Annotated in this window: 14 protein-coding genes and 4 pseudogenes; 7 read left to right on the top strand and 11 right to left on the bottom strand. The window is 66.2% G+C overall.

The window, feature by feature from the left end; translation table 11 throughout:
• A partial coding sequence (locus EAO71_RS00955; protein ID WP_147975863.1) for a translation initiation factor IF-2 occupies positions 1-527 on the top strand: 527 nt, incomplete at its 5' end.
• On the top strand, positions 524-1,135 hold the full coding sequence (locus EAO71_RS00950) for a DedA family protein (protein WP_147975849.1): 612 nt from the start codon (positions 524-526) through the stop codon (positions 1,133-1,135). The genes EAO71_RS00955 and EAO71_RS00950, both read left to right, overlap by 4 nt.
• Positions 1,136-1,220: 85 nt before the next feature.
• On the opposite strand, the pseudogene EAO71_RS00945 reads toward EAO71_RS00950, so the two are convergent.
• Positions 1,221-1,887 (bottom strand): annotated as a pseudogene (locus EAO71_RS00945) (transposase); the annotation flags it as partial.
• 46 nt (positions 1,888-1,933) lie between these two features.
• On the opposite strand from EAO71_RS00945, the gene EAO71_RS00940 reads away from it, so the two are divergent.
• Entirely contained in the window at positions 1,934-2,251 is a 318-nt protein-coding gene (locus EAO71_RS00940; protein WP_147975848.1) for a DUF6221 family protein, read from the top strand.
• A gap of 236 nt (positions 2,252-2,487) precedes the next feature.
• Complete coding sequence (locus EAO71_RS00935) at positions 2,488-2,973, top strand: hypothetical protein (RefSeq protein ID WP_147975847.1); 486 nt, start codon at positions 2,488-2,490, stop codon at positions 2,971-2,973.
• Between the two features lie 219 nt (positions 2,974-3,192).
• Here EAO71_RS00935 and EAO71_RS00930 read toward each other — a convergent pair.
• Positions 3,193-3,632: pseudogene (locus EAO71_RS00930) on the bottom strand (transposase); the annotation flags it as partial.
• Between the two features lie 618 nt (positions 3,633-4,250).
• Here EAO71_RS00930 and EAO71_RS00925 point away from each other — a divergent pair.
• The 3 genes from EAO71_RS00925 to EAO71_RS00915 are packed head-to-tail and all read left to right on the top strand — an operon-like array spanning position 4,251 to position 5,720.
• On the top strand, positions 4,251-4,724 hold the full coding sequence (locus EAO71_RS00925; RefSeq protein WP_187282504.1) for a transposase: 474 nt from the start codon (positions 4,251-4,253) through the stop codon (positions 4,722-4,724).
• The gene (locus tag EAO71_RS00920) at positions 4,721-5,146 is read left to right on the top strand and encodes a hypothetical protein (RefSeq protein WP_147975845.1); all 426 of its coding nucleotides are present in this window, start codon (positions 4,721-4,723) and stop codon (positions 5,144-5,146) included. Before EAO71_RS00925 ends, EAO71_RS00920 begins: the two co-directional genes overlap by 4 nt.
• Complete coding sequence (locus EAO71_RS00915) at positions 5,124-5,720, top strand: GAF domain-containing protein (protein WP_147975844.1); 597 nt, start codon at positions 5,124-5,126, stop codon at positions 5,718-5,720. Before EAO71_RS00920 ends, EAO71_RS00915 begins: the two co-directional genes overlap by 23 nt.
• A gap of 332 nt (positions 5,721-6,052) precedes the next feature.
• On the opposite strand, the gene EAO71_RS00905 is transcribed toward EAO71_RS00915, so the two are convergent.
• From EAO71_RS00905 to EAO71_RS00860, 9 genes and pseudogenes are all read right to left on the bottom strand, one after another.
• On the bottom strand, positions 6,053-8,239 hold the full coding sequence (locus EAO71_RS00905; protein WP_147975843.1) for a HEAT repeat domain-containing protein: 2,187 nt from the start codon (positions 8,237-8,239) through the stop codon (positions 6,053-6,055).
• Positions 8,240-8,885: 646 nt separating this feature from the next.
• Complete coding sequence (locus EAO71_RS00900; protein ID WP_261991928.1) at positions 8,886-9,416, bottom strand: hypothetical protein; 531 nt, start codon at positions 9,414-9,416, stop codon at positions 8,886-8,888.
• Positions 9,417-9,471: 55 nt separating this feature from the next.
• Positions 9,472-9,672, bottom strand: coding sequence for a hypothetical protein (locus EAO71_RS00895; RefSeq protein ID WP_147975842.1), 201 nt, complete (start codon positions 9,670-9,672; stop codon positions 9,472-9,474).
• Between the two features lie 215 nt (positions 9,673-9,887).
• On the bottom strand, positions 9,888-10,214 hold the full coding sequence (locus tag EAO71_RS00885; protein ID WP_093686018.1) for a hypothetical protein: 327 nt from the start codon (positions 10,212-10,214) through the stop codon (positions 9,888-9,890).
• A gap of 4 nt (positions 10,215-10,218) precedes the next feature.
• Positions 10,219-11,042 (bottom strand): annotated as a pseudogene (locus EAO71_RS00880) (IS5 family transposase).
• A gap of 199 nt (positions 11,043-11,241) precedes the next feature.
• On the bottom strand, positions 11,242-11,667 hold the full coding sequence (locus EAO71_RS00875; protein WP_147975841.1) for a hypothetical protein: 426 nt from the start codon (positions 11,665-11,667) through the stop codon (positions 11,242-11,244).
• Positions 11,668-11,741: 74 nt separating this feature from the next.
• Positions 11,742-18,218 (bottom strand): RHS repeat domain-containing protein, encoded by a 6,477-nt coding sequence (locus EAO71_RS00870; protein WP_147975840.1) that lies wholly within the window; start codon positions 18,216-18,218, stop codon positions 11,742-11,744.
• Positions 18,219-18,418: 200 nt separating this feature from the next.
• A complete protein-coding gene (locus tag EAO71_RS00865; RefSeq protein WP_261991927.1) occupies positions 18,419-22,063 on the bottom strand; it encodes a LamG domain-containing protein in 3,645 nt (1,214 codons plus the stop codon).
• A gap of 909 nt (positions 22,064-22,972) precedes the next feature.
• Positions 22,973-23,204: pseudogene (locus tag EAO71_RS00860) on the bottom strand (toxin Doc); the annotation flags it as partial.

Here is a 23,204-nt window from a genome sequence, read left to right as displayed (position 1 = left end):
GGACCGGGGCGGTCACCCGCACGCTGATTCCCCAGCTGGCGCCCGGAAGCCGCCTGGACATCGCCGAGGCCAACCCGCGCTTCATCGCCCGGCTGCACCGGCTCGTACATACGCACCCCCACCTCGCGGGCCGCGGTCAGCACGTCCGCATCCACGCCCGCCGCGTGGAGGACCTGGACCCGGACCGGCGCTACGACGTCATCCTGTCGGGCCTCCCCTTCGCCAACTTCACACCCGCCCAGGTCGAGACGATCATGGACCGGTATCTCGAGCTGCTCCACCCCGGCGGCAGCCTGACCTACTTCGCCTACCTCGGCAGCCGCCGGGCCCGCTCCCTTGTCGCGACCCGGGAGCGGGCGCGCCGCCACCGAGCAGTGGAAGAGGTGCTGCGCGGGTACCAGCGCCGGTACGCCACCGGATGCTGGACGGTCTGGTCGAACCTGCCCCCCGCGAGGGTCTGGCAGCTGACGCTTCCGCCTTCCGTGATTCGCGTCCCGGAGCGCATTGTGGCCGGAGCGCACCGGTGAACACGCTGATCACCGTCCTCAGCCACGTCCCGCCGGCAGCCGCGTACGGGATCGTCGGTCTGGCGGTCCTGGCCGAGTCGGTCCTGCTCATCGGCGCCTTCGTGCCCACCCTGACCCTGCTGCTCACGGCCGGGGCACTGGCCCGCACCGGGCAGCTCAGCCTTCCGCTGCTCGTCGCGACCGCCGCGTGCGCCGCGGTCGCGGGTGACTTCCTCGGCCACCGCACGGGTCGGGCGCTCGGCCCCCGCCTGCGGACCGGCCGCCTGGGCCGCCGCCTGCCCGACGCCGCATGGCGGCGCACCGAGGCGCTGATGGCCCGACGCGGCGGCCAGGCCGTCCTGCTCTCCCGCTTCCTGCCGGTGATCCGCACGCTCGTACCCCATCTGGCCGGCGCCACCCGCGCGCCCTACCACCGCATCGCCCCGTACAGCGTCGTCGCCGCCCCGCTGTGGGCAGCCGTCGAAGCGGGCACCGGATACACCGCCGCCGCATCCCTGCAACGCGCCCTTATCTTTGGCGGGCCCGCCCTCGCCGCGGCTGCCGCCGGCCTGGCGGCGATCCTGGGCGCGGTGAGACTGCGCCACCGCAGCCGGACCCGCACCCTGTGACAGGATCCGACGATCGCCTGGCCTTGTTCACGAAGTCCCCGGGTCTATGGCCCTGAGCTGGGCTTTCGAGCTGCGATGTGGGGCTGAGGCGGCAATCGCGGAGGATCTTCCAGGTCTTCATGCGGGCGAAGACGTGCTCGACGCGGGCTCGGACCTTCTTGTGGGACTTGTTGTGTTCCTCTTTCCAGTCCGGGAGTTCGGCCTGGCCGCGCTTGCGGCGGTGCGGGATGACGAGTCCGCTGCCCGGGTAGCCGCCGTCTGCGATCGTGGTGGTCTTGCCGACGGCGGCTCTGGCGCCGGATTCCTCCCATGCCCTGCAGTCATCGCGGTTGCCTGCGAGCGGCCGGCCGACCACGACGACCAGGCGGGTGTCTGCGTCGATGACGACCTGGTGCTTGGTGGAATACCGGTAGTTCGACCGCTCGGCGATGGTGTGGTCCCGGGTGGGGACCAGGGTGCCGTCCACGATCAGCACGTGTCCTTCGCGAACCGCCTGCGGGGTTGGAGTGCGAGCATCGGCTCGAGGTGGTCGATGATCCGGTCCGCCGTCGACTTCGAGACCCCGAACACGCGCCAGTAGGCCGCGACCAACAGGGCCCGGTCTTTCAGCGGAGACTCCACGGCCGGCCCCTGCGGACCGAGTTCGCCGCCTCGCGCCGCAGCACCGTCACCAGCTTCCCGAACTGCCGCGGGCTCAGCCCGGTGAACGGGGATTTCCAAGACGGCTCCGACGCCGTGACCACACCAGCCACAGCGAGATCGTTTCAGGGTGCCCAGCACAGCGCGAGAAATGCCCCTATGACTGAAGAGCTGGTGAAGTTCCTTGAGGCGCGACTGGACGAGGAGGCCGACTTGGCCCGACGCTGCGACGGTGACAGATGTGGTGAGTGGTCAGCCCACGGACACACCGTCGACTTCTGTCAGGTTGACCTCCCCGGCTTCCACCCCACGATTGCTCAGCACGTGGCTCTCCACGATCCGGCCCGCGTCTTGCGCGAGATCGAGGCCAAGCGGCGCATCCTGGCCCGCCATGCCCGCGACCCCTGGCCCTGCCAGGACTTGCGCGACCTTGCTTCGCCCTACGCCGACCATCCGGACTTCCCCGCCCATGCGTGAGCAGCACGAGCAAAGCCTCCGACGAAGCGCCATGGAGATCGTTTACGGGACAGCCCTTAAGGGGCCGACCACGGGCAGTGGTTAAAGAACAAGGTCAGTTCCTGTTTCTCAACCCGCTTACTGGATTTTGAAAGAGGCTAGTCGGATACGACCAACACGGCTCGTCCGCGCGGCTGTACGTTTCACCTTCGGCGCGTGTTGACCGCGTCGAACCACTTCTGTGAAGGGTGATCCAGATGAACAGCCCTACCCACCCCCTTGCCCCAAACAGCGCCGGTGGCGCTGCGCCGGCCTTCCGGCTGGGGGTGGTGCAGACCGCCGCGCCACTGCTGGGCGGCGGTCTGGTGGGCACCGTGCTGGCGTACGTGCTCGTGGCAGCCACTGGTGGGCGCATGACGGCGGGGGAGCTGTGGACGTGGGTCTCGGCAGCCATGCTCGCGAGCGTGGTAGTTCCAGTCCTGTCCCCTCACTACCGTGTCGAGCTCAGCGACGACTTCCTCGTCCTCCGCGGGGGCAGGCGCCGCGATATCGCGTGGCGGGACATCATTGACCTGGAGGTCCGGAAGACCGCTGGGGTCCGGACGGTGGTCGTGCACGTGTCGGATGGACGTCGGATACCGCTGCGCGTGCCAATGTCCCTTCTGGACCGCCGCTTCGACGACAAGGCCCAGGTCCTTATGGACTGGTGGACCGCACGCCGGGTTGGCCCCGACCGCGTGTAGCGGCCGCATTGGGGCGGAATACCCTTGTGCTCCGACCGAAGCGGTCCAGCATGACCTGGCCGCCGCGAGTCTGACAGGCATCGACGGCGGGTGGGAGAGTGTGCTCAGGACCGCGATGTCGGGTCGGTGCGGGCCAAGGTGTTGACCCTGGCCTTGAGAACGAAATCAGTCGCGGTCGGCTTCGCGGGATGTCGGTCGGCCGTTTCTGCGGGAGCTTCGGCGGGTGATTTGCCTGGTCATGAGCGTGATAGCAGACCAGGTGATCAGCGACTCGGAGTGCTGGATGAGCCGTTCGTAGTCCCGCGCATGCCGACGGGCGTGCATGATCCAGGCCAGGGACCACTCGACCACCCAGGGGCGGGGAAGGATGACGAACCCGACAGCGTCCTTCGGTTGGCTGACGGTCTTGAGGGTCAGTCCGAGGTTTTCTTTGCCCGGGTCACGAGCTGTCCGGCATAGCCGGAGTGTGCCCAGACGATAGTGATCTCGGGGTGCATCAGCCTCAGCCGGAACAGCACTTCCTTGGCCGCCTCGCGGTCGGTCATGTCGGCAGGGGTGACCATGACGAACAGCGGCAGCCCTTTGGTGTCCACGACCAAGTGTCGCTTGCGGCCGTTGATTTTCTTCGCGCCGTCGTAGCCGCGGGAGTCGCGGCCAACGGCGTGGCTTTGTTCGCGAGAACCGGTTCTGGCTCAGGTCGTGTGGTCCGCGCACCGTGAGTGACGACTGAACTCTCTGCGGCGCCTCGCGAAGTTGCCTCAAAATGAGCAGTGGCAGGAGCGACTGACCCGACAGTTCGGGGCTGTGAAAGAGGTCTTGCTCCGGCTGGAGGAGCTGCTGTTCCCGTCGATTGACGACGTCGCGGTGCTGTCGGTGGACGTGAACATCGCGATAGTGCGTGTTGATGTGCGGTGCACCACTGCGGGTGCCCGGTGTCCGGGTTGCGGAACGTGGTCCTTGCGGGTTCATGGCTCCTAACTGCGGTTTCCCGCTGATGTTCCGAGTGCGGGACGAAGCGTCGTACTCCAGCTTCGGGTCCGCCGTTTCACCTGCCGGAACGCCGAGTGCGGACGTCGCACGTTCGTCGAGCAGATACCCGGCCTGACCCGAAGGTACGGTCAGCGGACCGAGCGGCTGCGCTCTACCCGGACCGCGATCGGTCTCGCCCTCGCGGGGCCGGCGCCCGCCTGGCCCACGTCGTCGGCGCGCCGATCAGCCGCAGCACGGTCCTGCGGCTTTTCGACGCACTTCCCGAGCCGGAGGTGCCCGCCCCGCGAGTGGTCGGCGTCGACGAGTACGCCACCCGTAAAGGCCGGGACTACGGCACCGTCCTCGTGGACGTCGAAACCCGCAGGCCGTTCGACTTGCTGCCCGATCGGCAGTCGTCGAGCCTGGCCGCGTGGCTGGCCGAACGGCCCGGAATCGAGGTCGTGTGCCGGGACCGCGACCCGTTCTTCGCCGAGGGCGCCACCGCCGGCGCACCGCAGGCCGTGCGGGTCGCGGACCGGTGGCACCTCTGGCACAACCTCAGCGAGGCCGCTGAGCGGAGCATCGCCCAGCACCGCCAGTGTGTCTGCGCGTCCTGGTCCCTGAGGCGCCTGCAACGGCCGAGGCGGAGCCCGACCCTGCCCAGGAGTCGTCCAGTTCGCCGTGGCCGACTGGTCACCGGTTCGCCGACCGAACCCGAACCGTCCACGCCCTGGTGGAGGCAGGACACAGCCGTCGCGCGATCCAGCGGCAACTCGGCATGACGAGCCGAACCGTCAAACGGTACGCGGACGCCGCCAAGCCGGAAGACCTCTTCACCGGTCAGTGGCAGGTCAGGACCTCCGTCCTCGACGAGTACAAGACCTACCTCGACGACCGCTGGAACGAGGGTTGTACCAACGCCTGGAAACTATGGGAAGAGATCGTCCCGCTCGGATACAAGAGCAGCTACCAGCGTGTTCGCGCCTACCTCCGCCAGAAACGCACCTCGCCACGGCCCGTGACAGCCCGACCGCCCGCGCCCCGGACCGTCGCAGGATGGGTTCTGCGCCGCCCGGAATCCCTCTCCGAGACCGAACACCTCCACCTGAAGAACGTCCGGGCCAACTGCCCCGATCTTCCGCTCCGGCGAGCCCGTCGTCGACCTCCACTATCGCTACACCATGCCGGGCGAACCCACCCGTGAGCGGGTCGTCTGCTGTTCCTACCTCCGCCTGCAGGACCCCGACGGCAACCTGCTGGACGTATGCGAATCCGTGTTCGAGATCACCGCACGTTACGCGGCCCAGCGCCGCCTCGAGCTGCTGAGCCGCTCTAGCAGCATCGGAACGATGCTGGACGTTGTCCGGACGTCCGAGGAGCTAGTCGCCGTGGCCGTCCCCGACTTCGCCGACGCGGCCCGGGTCGACCTCGCGGAAGCCGTGCTCGAAGGGCTGGAACAACCCACTCCGTGGGACGTCAGGCCGCCCGTCAGGACGGTGGCGCACAGCGGCAGCACGGATCAGGAAGACACTCCGGCGCGGGACGTCCCCGCCGACGACCGGCGGCTCGTCCTCCCCCTGAAGGCCGGTGCCGCGACGTTCGGGACCGTCACTCTCACCCGTACGGACCGCAGGGCCCCCTTCGCCGACGCCGACCGCGACCTGGCCGGCGAACTGGTCGCCCATACCGCCGTCTGCCTCGACAACGCACGGCGGGTAAGGGGGGAAGGGGAAACGGAACGGACTCGGGGCGGGCGAACCCGACGTCACTTCACATAGGGGGCAGTGCCAGGCACCCGCTGGAGGGCCAAGAGCACGAACTTGCTGGGCATCTGGTACTCCAACCAGTTCCAAAGCCGCGACAGGCTGACCGAGGAGCAGCTGGACGCGCTACAAGAGCTCGGCATCCGATGGGCGTGAGCAGCCCCCCGATGGCGGCCGAGGTACAACGTCACCCTCCTGCGCTTGCGCTCGCCGACCTGCCCATTGTCACGGCTTCTGTCCCGGCGGCGGCTCACACGCTGACCGGTGCCGGAACGTGTCCCCGTCCCGACGGAGGAGAGGGGCCGCCACCCTGCTGGCTCGGCCTCGCGGCAGCGGCTCCCTTTCGGTCATGCGCCGGGCCGGGAGGTTTTCTGGCGCGTCAGGATGGACTGGCAGGTGCGCTGGATCTCCAGGTCGACGGCAAGGCTCCACCCCCAAGGGCTGCCACCGCGGCGGGGCTGTGCGAGAGCAGACTGGATCTGGGGAAGGGCGGGGTGCGCTGCCGCGCCCATGCGGTTGAGGCAGGTGACCACATGGCGCGTGGTGGAGTCGTTGTCCTTCCAGGCGGTCAGCAGGGCCGGCACGACGACGCGGGCTTCTGCGTCCCCGCCTATGTCCCAGAGCGCTGACGCAACATGGACCAGGGTCCAGGAATCGTTCAGCACGGCGGAGCCGTTCTGCTCGTTGCGCGCGTTCYGTGCGAGTTGCTCGTCCAGCATTTGCCGCAGTCGCGGCAGCATGGCCGCAGCGGGAGGGCCGATCCGGGCGGCCAGGTCGATCGCCTCGAGGTTCCGCTTGGCGTCCAGGAGGTGTTGCAGCAGCGGAACGACATGCTCGGGGCGGCGTTCGAGTTCCCACAGGACGTTTGTCGCAGCCGTACGGGTTTCCTGATCTGCCACCTCGGCGAGGGGGCGCACGGTCTCCAGGGCGGTGACGGCACGGGGGCCGAACGACGCGAGCGCCTTCAGGACGGGCGCGGCTGTGCGCCACTGCTTGTGCCGGACGGCAGAGTGGACGGCGTGGGTGAGTGCGGGCACGGCTGCCGGGTCGCCGAGCGCGGCCAGCGCGGATGCGAGAGCGGTGGGACTGATGTCGGGCCATTCCCGGGAGTGGTCGATGTCAGCGAGGAGGTGGATGAGCCGGGGTGTGAGTTCCGCTGCAGCCTGGGGCAGGCGGCCGGCCGCGTTCACGGCGAGCCAGGCATCGATGCCGGTGTCCAGTGCGGTCAGCAGCCCGGGCAGGGCCCGCTCGTCTCCGAGCTCGGCCAGCGCCAGGACAGCCTGCTGGTGGGCGCGGCGCAGCACGGGGTGCGGGCTCGCCCACGCATCGGGCCGGTGGCCGGTGCGGTGGAGGGTGACATAGGTGGCGAGGGCTTCCCGGGCCGGTTCGGCAAGCGGGCCCAGGGCTTTGAGTGCCTCGGCCGCTGCCGCCGACGTGTAGGAGTCGCGCGGCAGCAGGCACTCGGCGAGGAGCCGCACCAGAGCGGTGTGTTCTCCCCGCCAGGAAGTGATCAGAGCACGTGCCATGTCGATCGCGTCGTACCGGGTGGCGGCGTCCGGGCTGCTCAGCTGTTCGCAGAGCAGGCCGGTACGGTCCTCGACACGCGCCCCGAGGACCTCGTGGAAGGTCACCAGCAGGGAGGTCGTCGGTGCGTGGAGGCGGCCGTGGCGTTCGAGGTCGGCGAAGGCGGCGGCAACGTGCGCAGGAACTCCAGGGTCGGAGTCGGCCTCGATGGGGCACGTGCACGGTTCCGGCGCGCCGCGGCTCTCCACTGCTGTGTCGCTCTCCTCGGTCCGGGGGTTCGGCGTGATCCGGCGAAGGAGTCCGATCGCGGTGGGCACCGTGGTGTCGTCGATGGAGCCGGGAACACAGCGGGCTTGCTGGACGAGCGCCGCCAGACGGACATCGGCATCCACCGCGACACTGCCGGCAAGGAGGTCGAGCCACTCCCATGCCGAAACCCGAGCTGCCGGGAGCCGCAGCGCCAGGTCTCCCATCGTCCGGACCACCAGCAGTCGCTCCGCAATGCCATCCGCGGCATCGAGCCGGTCCCGAAGGACCCCTACCGCCCGATCGGCGTCATCCAGGAACAGTCCCAAGCCCGCGACAGCAGGCGCACGCACCCGCGCGTCGCCGTCACATGCATAGCCGACGAAATCCTCACCACGCTGGCGTATCAGCGCTGCCGCGTCCTGGTAGGCGGTGGACTCCCCGCCGTCGGGGCTCATCCAGATGCTGCCGGGCTCGTCCCGATCGACGGCTTCACGGCCGATGCTCACGATCAGCGCGACCACCGACGCCCGATCGGGCGTCGAGGAAGCGTCAGCCATGGCGAACAGGAACGGCAGACTGGCCACCGTGCAGGGATACACATCCCCCTGGTGATGGGCAGCGCCGTAGAAGCTGCTGAACGCCTCCTTCCGGACCTCGGCGTCGAGCGAGGCCATACCCCGCAGCCACTGCGGAACATCACCGGCCGGCCCGTAGGCATGCCCCATGGCCGCCCAATCGACACTCTCCACATTGTTGATCATGCCCGGCACTATGCCGGGCACCACTGACACCCCCGACAGCCCTCACCACAACGCCCACCACACAACCACCACAGCCGCCAAGCAGAACGAAATCCGGACCACCACTCATCCGGCGAGTCACACCCCGCCGACCAGCGACCCAGACTGGAACACGCAGCACTACAAGACGCCCAAACGACCAGGAATCCCCCAACAAACCGGCCGCCACCACACCGACAAACACACCAAGGCTGGTGGTGGCGGTCAGGTATCAGCGCCAAGGCAGCAACGGCACGGGACCAAGGGCCCTCCCCGCTGGCGGTGACGGAGCCGTCGCAGCCACTCGACCCGGTGTTCGTCGCCAAGAAGCAGTGCCGACTGTCGGACCCGCCGTGTGGGCCGACCCCTCCGGCACTGGTGACGATCTTCGTGATGCAGTGCAACGACAAGCACGACATGAACGCTGGCCCGCTCGGGACGGACAGAGGGAATGCGGGCCGCGACGCTATGCCGACTGCCTCCGTCCGCTTCACCGGCACCCCGTAACCCTTCGATCCTGCCGGCAATCTGAGCCCGCCCACCCAGCGCCGCGGACGAACCTGGCCTGTCATGCAGAAACGGGACGGGCTCACCCGACCGACTGGTCGCGTCTCATCAAGTGCACCCGTCAAGTTCTGTGACAGGCCTTCGCAGTGAAGTCAGCCATGGACACGGTGACGGTCGATTCGTCACCGCTGTCGGAGATGGTGTCGTAAAGGACCGTTCCCGGGGCGAGCCGGTTCCGTTCAGCCAGGGTGAACGAGACGGGACGCGCGGACCATGAGTTGGCCTTGGTCCAGCCGTAGAAGGTGTAGGTGGTCCTGTCGGACAGCGGGGTGAGTGCCGTGGTGGTGGCCCAACCCTCGGCGGGGGTGTCGAGAGTCCAGGTGGACAGACCCGGCCCGAGGGGGCGATCGGCGGTCCATTCCCCGACCGTGACCTGCTTGTCGACGTCAGCGTTGTCCACGTAGAGCGTCCCGCCGTCGATGTGATGCCCACAGACCATCACCACGCCCAGCAGACGGCCGTCCTCGGTCATCGAGAGACCCGCCACGGCATCCACAGGAACCGAACACCCCGAGAGCGAAGCCAAGGCCACGCCGAGGATGAGAGACGCCCCCAAGCGCTGCGACACCGGCCTCGAAGTGATCAACCCCATGACAAGCCCCCTCAACGGAGCCGCGGATGGGTCTCCTGTCCGTCGAATGCTAGAGCTATCGCGCCGCCGCCCGCGCCATCAGGCAGGTGCTGCCGACGTCGGGGCCGCCACAGAAGAACGCCTCCAGAACCTTGCGCGGATCCCTGCGCACATAGAGGCCGGTTTGAGAGCTTTGACCGTGACTTACCTCGACGGGCAGTCCGTTGCGATCAGTGATCAGGTGGATCTTCGATCCCAGCTTGCCGCGATCGGTCAATCGGTCCCGTCAACAGCCCCCCTCTCCCGCGCGGACGTGGGAACCATCCACGCACCCCCGTGACCAATCGGGTTCACCGGCCACGTTCAGCTTTGCGAGCAGGACCCGGTGGAGCTGGTCGAAAACCCCGGCCTTCTCCCATCGGTCCAGACGCCGCCCGCAGGTCTGTCCCGAGCCGAACCCCAGCTCTAAGAGGTCCTAACACAATGAGGTAGTCACCAGCAGGCGACGCACTGGGTGAGGTCTTCCGACAGGACAAGGATGAATCGCCTCTGCGATCCAGTGACGGTCGCCATGTAGACCCGAGCTGTTCCTGCGGCCCGGAGTCCGGTGATGGCTTCGGCAAGTCCGGGCCGAGGTGTGACGCCCGTTTCGAGCATGACTTCGTGCCGCCAGGACCAGATGTCCCAGAGCTGTTGAGCAGAAGCCGTTTGGTTCAGGAAGACCTGGAAGTCCGCGCCTGCCTCCAGCTCGGCCAGGGCTGCGCGTGCTGGGATGCTGCCGTCCTGGGACAGTGCGGATTGCAGGGCGTCGCGGTTCATGCGATCAGTTTGCCGGGCCGGCCAAGGACAGCACCTGGCGGTGGGTGATCAGGCAGCACGCGAGTTTGAGGAAGGCTTCGTGGATGTCGGCTCGACGTTCCCAGCGGACACGAAGTCGTTTGAAGCCGTGGAGCCAGGCGAAGGTGCGCTCGACCGCCCATCGGTAGGCGCCCAGGCCGCTCCCATGCGCTGTGCCGCGGCGGGCGATGACGGGGAGGATCCAACGGCCCCGGACCTGGTCGCGGTAGATGTCGTGGTCGTAGCCGCGGTCCGCGAAGACCGACTGAGGCTTGTGGCGAGGCCGCCCGGGCCTGCCGCGGACTGGTGGGACGGCATCGAGCAGGGGCATGAGCTGGGTGACATTGTTGCGGTTCCCGCCCGTGAGGACGACGGCGAGCGGGGTGCCGTGTCCGTCGGTGATCAGGTGGTGCTTGGAGCCGGCCCGTCCCCGGTCAACTGGCGACGGGCCTGTCTGGAGCCCCCTTTTAGCGCTCTGACGTGGCTGGAGTCGACAACCGCCCGCGACCAGTCGAGCCGGGCCGCCGCGTTCAGCTCGGCCAGCAACACCTCGTGCAGCTGCTGCCAGACCCCTGCCTCGCTCCAGTCCCGCAGTCGACGCCAGCACGTCATGCCGGACCCGAAGCCGAGCTCCTAGGGCACGCGTTCCCACTGAATGCCGGTATGCAGTACGAACAGGATCCCGCACAGCACCTGCCGGTCCGGGACCGGCTTGCGACCCGGGTACCTGAACCGTCTCTCCCGCTTCGGTAGAAGCGGCTCAATCCGCTGCCACAGGTCATCCGGCACGATCCACGGCGAAGCCCCCATGACACGGACAACGCCGAACCCGCAGACCGGACACGGCCACCAGGGCCGATCCATCTCATTGTGTTAGGCGCTCTTAGGCGTTCTTACTGATCAGCCAGTTGAGGTGATCACTAATAGATTGCCACGAGCTCCACCATAGAATTCGCTCGATTCGGCGAGCATGAAACGCACCAAAACACGAAAACATCACGAGATTGGATCAATTTCTCAGCATGATCAAGTCACCGTCGACTTCAAATTCAGTCCACAGAACGAGCACATCATCGATCTCACCGAGCCAGAACGTCGCGCTACACCCATCGGCAAATTTGAGAAACACTTCACTCGAGTCACCATCCTCCCCCTCTTGCCACTTACCTTGGCCGCCCTTCGAATGCTCACCCCCCCCATCTCCACACTCGAAATAGCGAGCTTTCAGATTCTCGGCCTCAAATTCACCATTTCCCTTCAACTTAAGAAGCGAGTCAGGATTCTTCCACTCCTGCTGCAGCGTACGCGAATCGACAACCTTCCCTTCCGGGAACCTTCCCCCAGGATCTTCGAGGGTTGCGCAACCCGAAACTCCGAAGATCATTGCCAGAGAGCCGAAGATAGAAATCTTGGACCGAGCCGACGCGCTAACCATTTCACCATTCCCTACGTAGATCCAACCCGAAAGCGGGGCGAGCGCTCTACGTTCTCTCGCCCCGCCAGGGTTAGCTAGAAATACACCTCGGTCCGGAACGTGATCGTCATATCGTGCGCCCGGAACATACCATTGCTCCCCAAAACACGAGAAGCAACAATACCGTCGTAATTAACCCAGCGCTTCACGAACCGATCAGCAGGCGTGTCGTAACCGGTCACGACGTGCGCAAACGACGAGGCAGACATGGAATTCCGTATGGTTATGCGTGCCTGAATGCCTCGCGAGTTGGCTCGGAGAATCTTGTACTCAGACGTGTACGACCCAAGAACCGCTGTACCTACGTTATGGTCTCCCGTCGCGATTGACCTCATATCGCGAAGAAATTGTCCAGACTCGTCCCCTCCAGCTGAAATCGAGTATGACTTCAAAATCCCCTCGAACTTACCCTTCTCTACGTAATCTCTAACGATTTTCAGGCGCTGCTCTGCCGTAAAATCAGTCATCATAGCCTGAAGGGCCACCCGGCTATCCTCGCCATACGTCACAGATGGATCAAGCTTCCCCAATGCCCATTTTGCGCCGATTTCAACAAGTCCGTCATCGCCTCCCCCAAACACACCCTCCTCAGGATTGCAGACCAGATCGATCGGCATTGCTGCACAGTCACGCGCCTGCAAGTATTCGGGACTGGCCACGTACGAGGGTATGTAAGGAAGTGACACGGGCTCCGGACCAATGAGTGGCCCCCTGCCAACCGTATTGCCACGGCCGCACAGCAACGGAGAGCACCCGTTTGTACCTATGCCAGCCGTGCCACCTCCAGCGGAGCAAGTGTAATAGCAGCCCCCAGATCCCGTGCCACCTGCCGGGACACCTGGAGTAGTGCTCTGACCACCCCCCGGGCCGCCCCCTGGCTCGTTGTGACCTGTGCCGTCATCGAGCCACAGGCCAGTGGTGTCGCTTGCCGTTACCGGAGAATTGTTGGCGTAGGCATAGCCATTGAGTGACTGGTGCTGCTGAAGTACGAGGGCCGGGTCGACGCTGATGAATTGGCCAACTAGCGGGTCGTATTCCCGAGCACCGATGTGAGTGAGGCCTGTCTGTTTGTCGGTGGTCTTGTCCAGGAATCCTCTGTCCGTGGGCCAGTTGCCGGTGGAGTTGCCGCGCTCGGCGCCGAAGGGCGTCATGTAGCGCTTGGTGGTCTTCTGGGTGGAGTCCGAGGTGATCGCGAGGCTTTGCGTTCCGTGGTGGTCGCCTGCGAGGTACTGGACTTGCGTAGTGCCGGATTGGTTGGTGCGGACCGCAAGTGTGGAAGTGCCGGCCGTGTAGGTGCGCTGGGCCCACTTCGTGCCGTCGTCACGAACGTGCAGTTCGGTGGCTCCTGCGTAGAGAATCCTCTCCCCGCTCTGGGTGCCGCGGATCAGCAGTGTGCCGTCGGCGTCGTAGACGTAGTCCGTGGACTTCCCGCTCTCGAGAAGTGTGGAGAGGCGACCTTCTTCCGACCAGGTCAGGTCTTGCTGGCCGGTTGTGCCTTGCCGCTTGGTGGTGTTGCCGGTCGGGTCGTAGGCGTAGGTCTTGTCTTTGACTGCATCGGCAGCAGACGTGCAGTCCACCTCAGTGCGAGTTGAGGTATACCGCAGCGCATGGGGTTGGTTTGCCGGGTCGTAGCAGTAATGAGTGGTGGTGTCCCCACCAGTCGCGTGCTGTTTCTCCTGCTGTCGTTGGCCGCCCTGGTTGTAGGTGTAGGAGGTCCAGTACGGGGCCGGTCCGTCGAGGGTGTTCGCGGCGCGCGGGTCCGAGCACTTCTGCGACCCCGGAGTCCAGGCCTCGGTCAGACGGCGGTGACCGTCGTAGGCGAAGCACTGGGTCTCGGCCTTACCGGTTCCTCCAAGAGTGGCAGGATCGGCGATCGAAGTGACATTTCCGGCTTGGTCGTAGGTGTAGTTGAGGTCCTGCAGCATGTACGGGTGCGTCTGGTCCGTGACGTTGCTGCGGGTCAGGCGGCCTGTGCCAGCCTCAAAAGTGTTGCTCAGTGTGACGTTTCGGTCGCCTGTCCCGCCCAGCCCGAGAGTCATCTGCTGGAGCTGGCCGAGGGCGGAGTAGTCGGCGTACTGCAGATAGCCGGAGAGGCCCTTGACGGAGGTGAGCTGTCCTACCGAGCCGTAGCCGTACTGGACGATCTCTGACGGCAGGCCGCCGAGCGCGGGCTCGGTCGAGGAGCCTAGCGTCCCGTCGAGCCGGTAGTTGCTCGTGAAGCTGAGTTTCCCGTTTGGCACGGAGGCGTACAGTGCGTCGGTCGTCGGCAGGGAGAACTCAGTGGTCGTCGGGCGGCTGAGCGGGTCGTAGGCTGTAACGGTCTTGGTGTACGCCTTTGAGGTCGTCTGTCCCTTGCCGCCGACGTAGCGCGTTGAGGACGCGGGCAGCCCCTTCAAGAGTGTGTCGTAGGTGCGCTCTGTAAGGAGAGTACCGTCGGCTTTGCCGCCCGCCCATGTAGACGTGAGGCGGCCAATCTGGTCGTACGCAGACAGGACGCTCTTGCCACCGGTGATCATCTTGGTGACGCGGTCCATAGCGTCGTATTCGGACTCGGATCTTCCCTTGTCAGGGTCCGTCGCGGTCTTCTGACGGCCGTACTGATCGTAGGTGTACGACCACGCGGCACCGTCGGGGCCTGTGATGCCGGACTGCTTGCCGTCTGGTGTGTACTCGAATTTCGTCGAGGTGTAAGGAGTGCCGAGCGTCGCCCCGTACTGCGCGTCGGTGGGGCTCATTCCTGCGTACTCGCGTGTCTCGACAGTACGGCCGCGGGCATCGACGATCATGCGGCCCGCTGAACCGCCCTCCACCGCAGTGGTAGCGGTGGAATCACCCGTGTACGTGGTGGTCGTCTTCCACTTCTCAACGCCGCCCACGAGGAGAGTGCTCGCTGTCGCCCTCTCGGCGCCGTCGAAGACGATCTCGGTCTGCTTGGGTGCCGCACCGTATGCGACACGCATGTACGTGCCGTTCGGGGTGCCGGCGCTGTCGAACATGTCGGACTGCGTCTCGTAAGCGAGACCCCGACTGTCGTAGCGGATGTCGGTCAGCAGTCGCCCGCCCTGGGGCGTCGGAGACTGCGTCTGGAGGGGCCGCAGGAGCGCGTCGTAGATCGCGAAGCTGGTGTTGTAGGTCGCGCCGTCGGCCTTGAGCGTCGAGGTGGAGACCCAGGACTGCTTGGTGTTGCTGAGCGCGTACTGGTAAGAGGAGTTGGGGGATGCACTGCCGCGGATGCGGTTGGGGAGCCAGACATCGGTCAGGCGGCCCAGTGCGTCGTAGGCCAGTTCGGTCTTCTTGAGGTTGGGATCGAAAGTGCTGGTGGTGAGTCCGCGCCTTGGGTCGAAGTAATTGAAGACCTTGTGCGCTGCGGCGTTGGTGACGAGTGTTCTGGTCAGCGGGCCCGTTGCGGTGGGGGTATACGCGGTTGTTGTCGTTTTCGTATCGGCGTCGGTGACTGCTGTGGGCCGGCCGAGCGCGTCGTACGAGGTCGTGGCGATCTTCGCCCAGGTGGTCGTGGCGCCGTAGGTCTCGGCTCGTCCGCTCCAGGTGGCCAGACCCTTGGTGGGCTTCATCGTGTCCGACCAGGTGAGGTCGTCGTACGCGGTCGCCGTGTCCGACAGGACGTTGCCGCGCGTGCCGTCGGCGTTCTGCAGCTTCAGGTCTGCCTCGGCCAAGGTGCAGGCGCCCTCGACGGTCCGCACGCGCGAGATGAGGCTGGTGAGTCCGAGGTCGTCGTTGTCGGCATACCAGGTCTCGGTGCAGGTCTCATCACCGGTCGTAGCAAGGTCACCGTTGTCGACGACCTTGACGGCGCGGCCCTTGGCGTCGAAGGAGATGGTGTCCTTGTCGCTGGAGCGCCACCGCTGGGTGGCGGTGAGGTATGTGAATGAGGTGGTCTTCTTCGTTCGGACGAAGCGGGCTACGTGGTCGCCGGCGTCGGGTACGCCGCTCTGGCGTGCGGTCTCCTTCGACCACGGGTAATTGGCGCTGGCCGAGATCGGGGTGGCGCCGTCGTAGGTGACCTGTTCGCGGAGGGTTCCGCTGTACTGGTCGCTGTCGGTGAGGGTGGCGAGGCCGATGGCTGGCTGGGCGAGTTTGGCGACGGAGACGGACTTGGTGGTGCCGTCCTTGTTCGGGTCGCCGTGCATGCCCTGCATGTACAGGGAAACGGTCTTGGTGCGGACGGGTGCGTTCCGGGAGCCCTTGTAGACGGTGACTTCTCGGTAGCCGCGCCAGTCGGACCAGGTCCGCTCGTCCTTCGGGGTGAAGGGGTCGTCGTTGTGGTGCCAGGCGGCGCCGGTGTAGACGTACTCGTTTTCGACGCCGTCGTTCTGACCCGCCGGGTCGGTGGTGATCACGCCGAGGACTCGGTACTTGTGGAACCAGTCGACCGAGGCGTCCGGCGAGCCGTTGATGTTCCAGAACTGCGGGTAGCAGTTGCGCGTGTTGGAGTCCTGTGCGGCGCCGAGGACCTGGCTGCGGATGCACTCCTGGGCGGAGAGCGTCACGGTGGTAATGGCGCCGGTTTCCGTCGTGACGGTGGAGATTCTCGGTCGGGTCAGCGGCAGGATGTCGTCGGTGCCGTCCACGCGGTTCGGGCGCATCTGGTAGGTGAAGGAGATCGGATCCATCACGATCGCCGTGGTGCCGGCCTTTGCCGTGCGGGTGATCGACTTGAGCGTCAGGACCTGGTCCGACGTGTCCCCGATGTCACCGCCGTCCAGGTACTCCTCGGTGAATGCCCAGGAGTCGACGGGGTCGTACACCTTCGTCGTGGCGTTCCAGGACGAGGTGTCAATCGAGGTGAGGCGCTTGCGGCTGAAGAACGACGGTGACTGCGCCAGGCACTCGGTGGAGTCCTTGGCGCAGATCGAGTCGAACGGCACGTCGGGCCAGTTCTCAGCGGTGTCCTTCGTGAGTGAACTGCAGTCCGCTGCGGTGCAGCGTTCGGCGTAGCCGAAGGTGACCTTGGCGTCGGCGTCGTCTGTGAAGAGGCTGCCGTTGGCGTCCTTTCGGAGACCGTAGTTGATCTCCCTGAGGTAGCCGCCGCGGGTGTATTCGGAGTCGGCCTTGGTTGCCTTGTTCTTCTTGTAGTACTCGACTTCCTTGGTGTACCCGTACGTGGCGGCGTTGCCGCGGGTGTCCTCAACGTAGTCGAGGTTCCATCGCCAGGCCTGGTTCACGGCGCGGGTTGCGAAGGCGCTGCCGGCGCTGTAGCCGGGCTCGCCGGAGTCGTCGCCGAAGACGGGCAGTGTCCAGACGGAGTTGGTCCGCTCGGTGGTGGCCCCAGGGAGCTTGTTCTGGCCGAAGACGTACTTGGTGCCGTCGCCCGTGATGACGGTCCAGTATTCGCCGTCGTCGTCGCCGTTGTCGGCGCCGGTGGAGCGGGTCACCTGGGAGGCATCGTCGTTCTCCAGTTTCCACACGCCGTTCGTGGCGGTCTTCACGAGGCGGGAGGACTTGCCGTTGAGGACCAGTCGGGCGTTGTCGTACTTCCAGCAGCGGTCGAAGACGTCGGTCTGGCCGTCGTCGTCGCAGCTGCCGTAGGAACGTTCGATGTAGGACTCGGTCAGGGAGAATCCCTCACCGACGGCGGTGCCTTGGTTGTTGGTGGTGGCGGTGCGGCCGTCGATGCTTCCGGAGTCGTAGGAGAGCTGGAGGGAAGGGGTCGGGCCGGCTGCGGCCGGAGGCATCGTGAAGCCGTATGACCAGGTGAACGAGCCGGAGTTGCCGCCGGCGGACCAGGAGGAGGACGCAGCCAGCGGGGTCGCGCTGTAGTCTCCGGTCCCCTTCGCGGACTGGCCGCTGCCTGAGCTGGTCAGGGCGAGGACGGTCGGCCCAGAGGTGCCGGCCGTCAGCTGGGTCGCTATGCCTGCGTCAGTCTTGGCGACCACAACATCGGCGGTGACGGTCTGCTTCTCCACGTGGTTGCGCGAGCCGAGCGGGGTCTGCTTCCGGCACTCGGCCTTCTGCGGCGTTGTGACCGCGCAACCGGGCAGTTGTACGAGCTGGAGGCGGCCTGACCAGTCTCCTCCGATGGCGGAGGCGAATGCCTGGTAGCCGACACTGATCTGGGCCTTGCCTGCGTTGTCCGCCGCGGCAGTCAGCACGACACCGGTGATGCCGAGCTTGTCGGCAGCGCCTTGGTCCAGGACTGTGATCGCAGCGTCGGTGCCGGCCTGGAGCCCGCCCTTGCCTGCGGCAGGGGCGACGCTGACCGGCAGGCCGCCGGGAGCGGCCGTCTGGGCCTTGCTGGGATTCAGGTCGAGGTTCGCGGTGCCTGGCTTGGGCCAGATGGCGTGCTTCTGGTCGGCGTGGGCGCGCTCCGTCTGGAGGCCGTTGTTGCGCTTGTCTTTGGCGACCTGCTGGCGGGCTTTGTTGGTCGCAGGTCCGCGGAACGGCTTCACTTTGGTGACCTGTTGCGCCGGCAGGTCGGGGCGCCCGAGGCCGCCCTTTCCGTCGGCGACCGCTACCGGTGTGAGTCCGATCGGTACCGACAGGATCACTGCCAAGGGAAGTACGACGAGGGAGCGACGGCGTCGCCGACTCGTTCTGCCCGGCGAACTGCCGGATCTACTTCTTCCGAGTATCACGAATCTTCTTCCCGCTCATTTGGTGATTCGGCGTTGAATCGGTGCCTCTCGCGGCACCGATGTGGAGATCGGGTGGCACCGCGTAGGCGGTGCCACCCGATTTGTTCATGGACGCGGCTTCACGAACCCAGCTGCTCCCCGAGCTGGTTGCCGTCGGTCATGGCGCCGGCCCAGACCCGTAGATGAGCGAGGGTGGCCGGGAGGTAGTTCGTCCACGTCCCCTTCTTCATCTCCTTGCCGAGGGTGAACTCGTCCGAGCCGGCGGCAACAGGCGGCACCGCATTGGACACCAGGGTGTCCTCGACGACTTCCCCGGTTCCGATCCTCAGCGCGATCTTCATCGTCGGGGCGTCAAAGGTGGCGACCAGGTCCACCGGCGTCGCCTCCGCAACACCAGGATTCGACTTGACGGTCGTGCTGGACCCGTCCGCATTGAAGCGGGTGAACTGCCACGCCCCGATCGGGACCTCCGGCCCAAGAGCCGTCGGATCGTCGGGATCGTCGCCCGGGAGGTTGCCCTTGCCCGTCACCTCGTACGACAGGCTCCAGGACGATCCGTTGGTGGCGCGCTGGCCCGCCACCTGCCCGACATGGCCGACGCCCTTCTTCAGGAGCTCCGAGGGGCTCAGGAGGACGTCCGCAGCGATGGTGAACGACCCGGTGTCGTCAAGGAGTGGCCGGGAGTTCTTGGCGGCGTCATCGGCCCCGTCGAGTTCGATGCCTTCGGTCGTGATCACGGGCTGCCCCTCCAGCCCCAGGGTCTGGCCGTAGCCGGAGCCGTCGGCCACTGTGGTGGCGCCAGGTGCTGGGGCGGACCAGTCGGCGATGAGCTCGCCTGCCTGGTAGCCGCTGCCGGTGGCCGCCAGCCGTGAGTCGTCGAGGAGCTCCTGTTCGTTGAGGGCTCGCTGCCACACGGTGACCTCGTCGATCTGGCCCTTCCAGTAGTCGTAGTAGGCCCCGCGCCACCAGGAGCGACCGATCTGGAACGCGCCCGTGGAAGCCCAGGACGCTGCGACGTTGTCCGTGCCTTGAAATCGTCCGTTGACGAAGAGCGAGATCTTGTCATCGGAGGGGTTCGATGGGTCCGATGTGGTGTAGACGGCGGCGAGATGGGTCCAGGCTCCGACGACGGCGGGGCGGGTTGCCCTCACGATCTGGTTGCTGATGTCGCCGTCGGTGGCGTCCTTGGGAGAGGTGCGCAGCTCCCAGGTCTTCGAGTCCGCGCGGTATCCGAGGTAGAAGGCGCTGTACCAGCCGTCGGGCGTCATGCGCGGGTCTTGCGAGATCGCGGTGTAGTTGCTGTTGCCGTCGTCGAGGCGGACCCAGGCGGAGACGGTGTAGGACGCCTCTGAGTGCACCACCTGGCCCGTCGTCGAGGCGTAGCCGGTGGAGCCTGGGAGGGTGAGGCCCTTGTCGATCACCTGCGGGTCGGCCGTGGTGTCCATGAGCCCTCGCCGGCCGCGACCGTCACGGACGGTGGTAGCGCTGAGGATCGCGTCGGAGGCCGGGCTGGCCGGTGCGCTGTCCAGAGCGTTGCCGGATGCTTCGTCGAAGTGCCATTGGGCGACCGGATCGGCGCCCTTGGAGACGTGGAACTCGAAGGCGGACTCGGCGCCGGGTCGGTTGAGTGTGTCGACCGCACGCACGTGCAGCGTGTACTTGCCGGCGACCGCCGGCTTGATGGTGGCTTTTGTCACTCCGTCCGCGAGCTTGGTCCATCCCGGCGACTCAGGGCCGGCGGCCGGCTCCGACAGGGAGTACTCGTAGTACTTGTTGGCGGAGTCGGTTCCGCCAGGGCCGAAGGTGAAGGTACCGCTGACGTCCGGGGCGCCCTGCGCCGGACATTCATTGGTCTGGCACACGTCGTAGGTGCCGTCGGAGGTGATGGTCGGCGGCTTGGGCCCTTCACGGTCCACGGTGAAGTAGCACCAGCTGCTGTATCCGGACGACTGCGAGTAGGTGCCGTCGTCGTAGAACGCCTGGGTCAACGACGCGACACGTCGTTTGACTCCATCCTCAGCCACGGGGAACGCCGTGGGCCAGGACGTCGTCTGCTTGACGTTGTCCCCGACGAAGTTCGTTCCCGTCGGGCTGCTGATGCCGGTCCCGGTCCAGGTAGTGCCGTCTGCGCTCAGCGTCTCGACACGCCACCACGCGTGCAGCTTGGCCCCCGCCTCGCCGCCCGCAGCGGTCTGCGGGGTCGAGGTCAGTGTGGGCGTCGGGTCGTCGACCACGGAGGGCTTGTCCATGTTGGTGCTGCACACCGGGCTCGACCCGCTCATGATCTTCACGTCGGTCGGCGTGGCCGGGTAGGCGACGTAGTTCACGGCCAGCACAGCGTCGTTCTTGAACCGCTTCCAGGCCGACGTGTCGGCTTCGTCATGCGCTCGGACCTCGAGCGTCAGACGGGAGAACTTGCCCGCCGCGAAATCACGCACAGTCGGCGTGAGGTTCTCGTTGGTCTCGCCCGGGTTGTCGTTGAACTCGATCGCCGCATCCGGAGCGTTCGGATCGCACTCGGAGCCGCGTCCTGCCGAGACATAGCGGTCCACCAGCCAGTCGAGCTCTGCAGGCCGACTCGACCAGGTCGTCGAGGAGGAGATGTTGTTCGTGCGCACGAGGTCGACCCAGCGCGGTTCGCACTGAAACGCCCAGGGCTCGGTCACACGGAAGGTCGCATCCAGGACCTTCTTGCCCCGCAGGCTGTCCGGGGCGAACTCGAAGTACAGCTTCTGAACATAGCCCGGGCCGCAGTAGTAGCCGTTCCACGAGCCGCACTTGCCCGCGCCCTGGCCATTGTTGTCGGTGCCGTTACCCCAACCGTACGACTGGTGGCCGTCGGACCTGAGCAGGGTCCGCTCGGACTCGCCCCAGGTGACAGTGGGATCGATGAACAGAGGGTAGGCGTCGGGCGCCGTGTTGGTCAGCATATCGGCGTCCGGGACGACCGACAGGCTGTCCCGGGTGACACTGACATCCATGCGGGAGATGTTGTCGCCCTGACCCGGCTCCAGACCGGTGCCCGAGGCCGCCTGCTCGGACGGGTCGCCGGCAGCAGCCGGCTGTGCCTCGTCCTCGGTGAGGGCGGCCCCGAGCAGCTGCGGAGCAGCGCCGGAGGTAGCGCTGGGATCGGCGGCGGGCTCGGCAGTTGACTTCCCGGCGGAGTCCCACATCTGAGCCGGCGGGGAACGGAACACCGTATTGCCATTGCCGTCGACAGCAGCAAGGTTGCCCGCGGCCCCCTTGCGGACAGACAGACCGTCCGTCTTGAGATCGAAAGTCAGTTGCTTGAGTGCCGGGTTCGCAGCTGCCTCGGGCGTCTTGACCACGAGGACCTGCTGGAAGCTCTCGACGGTGGCGGTCACCTTCAGATCGACGTCCGGCAGCACATTGCGGTAGACCGCGTTCGCCCCCTCGAGTTCCGGCGCCGGCAGGTCGCCATTCCAGTCCAACTCAAGCGTGCGCCCCAGTTCGGAGAGCCTCACCAGGGGGTCTTCACTCGAACCGCCGGAGAAAGACATCACGGCCGACGCCGCCTTGGGACCGACGGTGCCATCGGCGTGTCGCTCCAGCGTGGCGTCCGGCACCTGCCATCCGCCGCCGGGTCGGGCGACACGTACCGGGACAGTGTGCTGCTCCAGAGTGAAGGTGAACCCATCCGGATTCGCGAACACCGAGGTCCGCTCTCCCCGCTCACCCTCAACCTCGACCCGCTGACCGGACTCCTTGGCCGCTTCGAGCGCCTGGTGCGCTTCGTCGAGCACGGGCGAATCCGCAGCCGGCACGACCGCATGAGCCACCGGAACCGGAAGCACTACACCCACCGCCATAGCTGACAGAGCAACCACAGCGCTTCGGGCACGCCGAAGCACCCACTGTCTCTTCACAATCCCCACCCCTGGTGACACTGAGTTCACAATCGATGGGTACTCAACGACATGACGCGCTGTCACGTCAAGGAACCGCAACATGCCCGGAAGGTGCGATTCCGCCGCGCAAGTACGGACTTAGCACGAAACCCTCGACCCTGTTCAGGGACTTTGCCGCGAAGCGCGAGTAACGCAACGTAGTGACGGGAGACGAGACTGCCTAGAGGTGAACTCACATGAAGCCACCAACTGGGCGCTAGTCGAGCCCCCTTCCTGCACTGAACCCGGGCAGCACATGGATCCATGCATTCGCGGACTACTCAACGTGACACCAACCCACCCGGCGACGTGACGCAAGTCACGTCGATGGCGCTGTGATTAGCGGCACCCGTTTGGCAAGTCTTGATGCTGACCTGCAGAGACATCCGCCAGTACCGTATTGCGAGCAGCGTGGGCTCGATGACATGACCGCCTGCATCGGACTGCGCAGCATCACAGTCGGCAAGTGAAGCGAGGCATCTAAACGGCGACGCTCGGGCAACCGGATCCTCCACACCCGCGCGCCCTCCTTCGAGGCACTCGGGTGATTGTGCGGCGGGGCACAGGACCTGGCGGGGCACCCGGCAGAGCGTTCTGGACGCCTTCGCAGAACCGGCAACTGGGTGAGAGGGGATCGAGCGATTCGGCATTGTCGCTCTCAACATGCCCCACAAGATCGAGCTGCATTCGGCGGCACCTTGACCGCGAGCGCAGCAAACACGGCCGGACCCGCGAGCAACCTGGTCGCGGTGACGAACCCGAGAGTCAGAGACGCCAGGCGCGGATACGGTCGGCTACCTGGTAGACGCTGGCTTTGCCGGCCTGGATGTCGCGGACGAGGTCGACCATGGTGCCGTAGGGAGGGTCGATCCCCTCGCCGGAGGCATGCATGTAGGCGGCGGTGACCTGACAGGCGTACAGGCTGTTGCGATACGGCAGCGGCTGCAGCCTGATCAGCGTGTGGAGAAGGGCTGCGGCGCGCCAGGCCGGGTCGGGG

The sequence above is a fragment of the Streptomyces sp. MS191 genome (genome assembly GCF_008042125.1).
Classification (GTDB): Bacteria; Actinomycetota; Actinomycetes; order Streptomycetales; family Streptomycetaceae; genus Streptomyces.
This window is presented reverse-complemented; position numbering and strand designations above follow the sequence as displayed.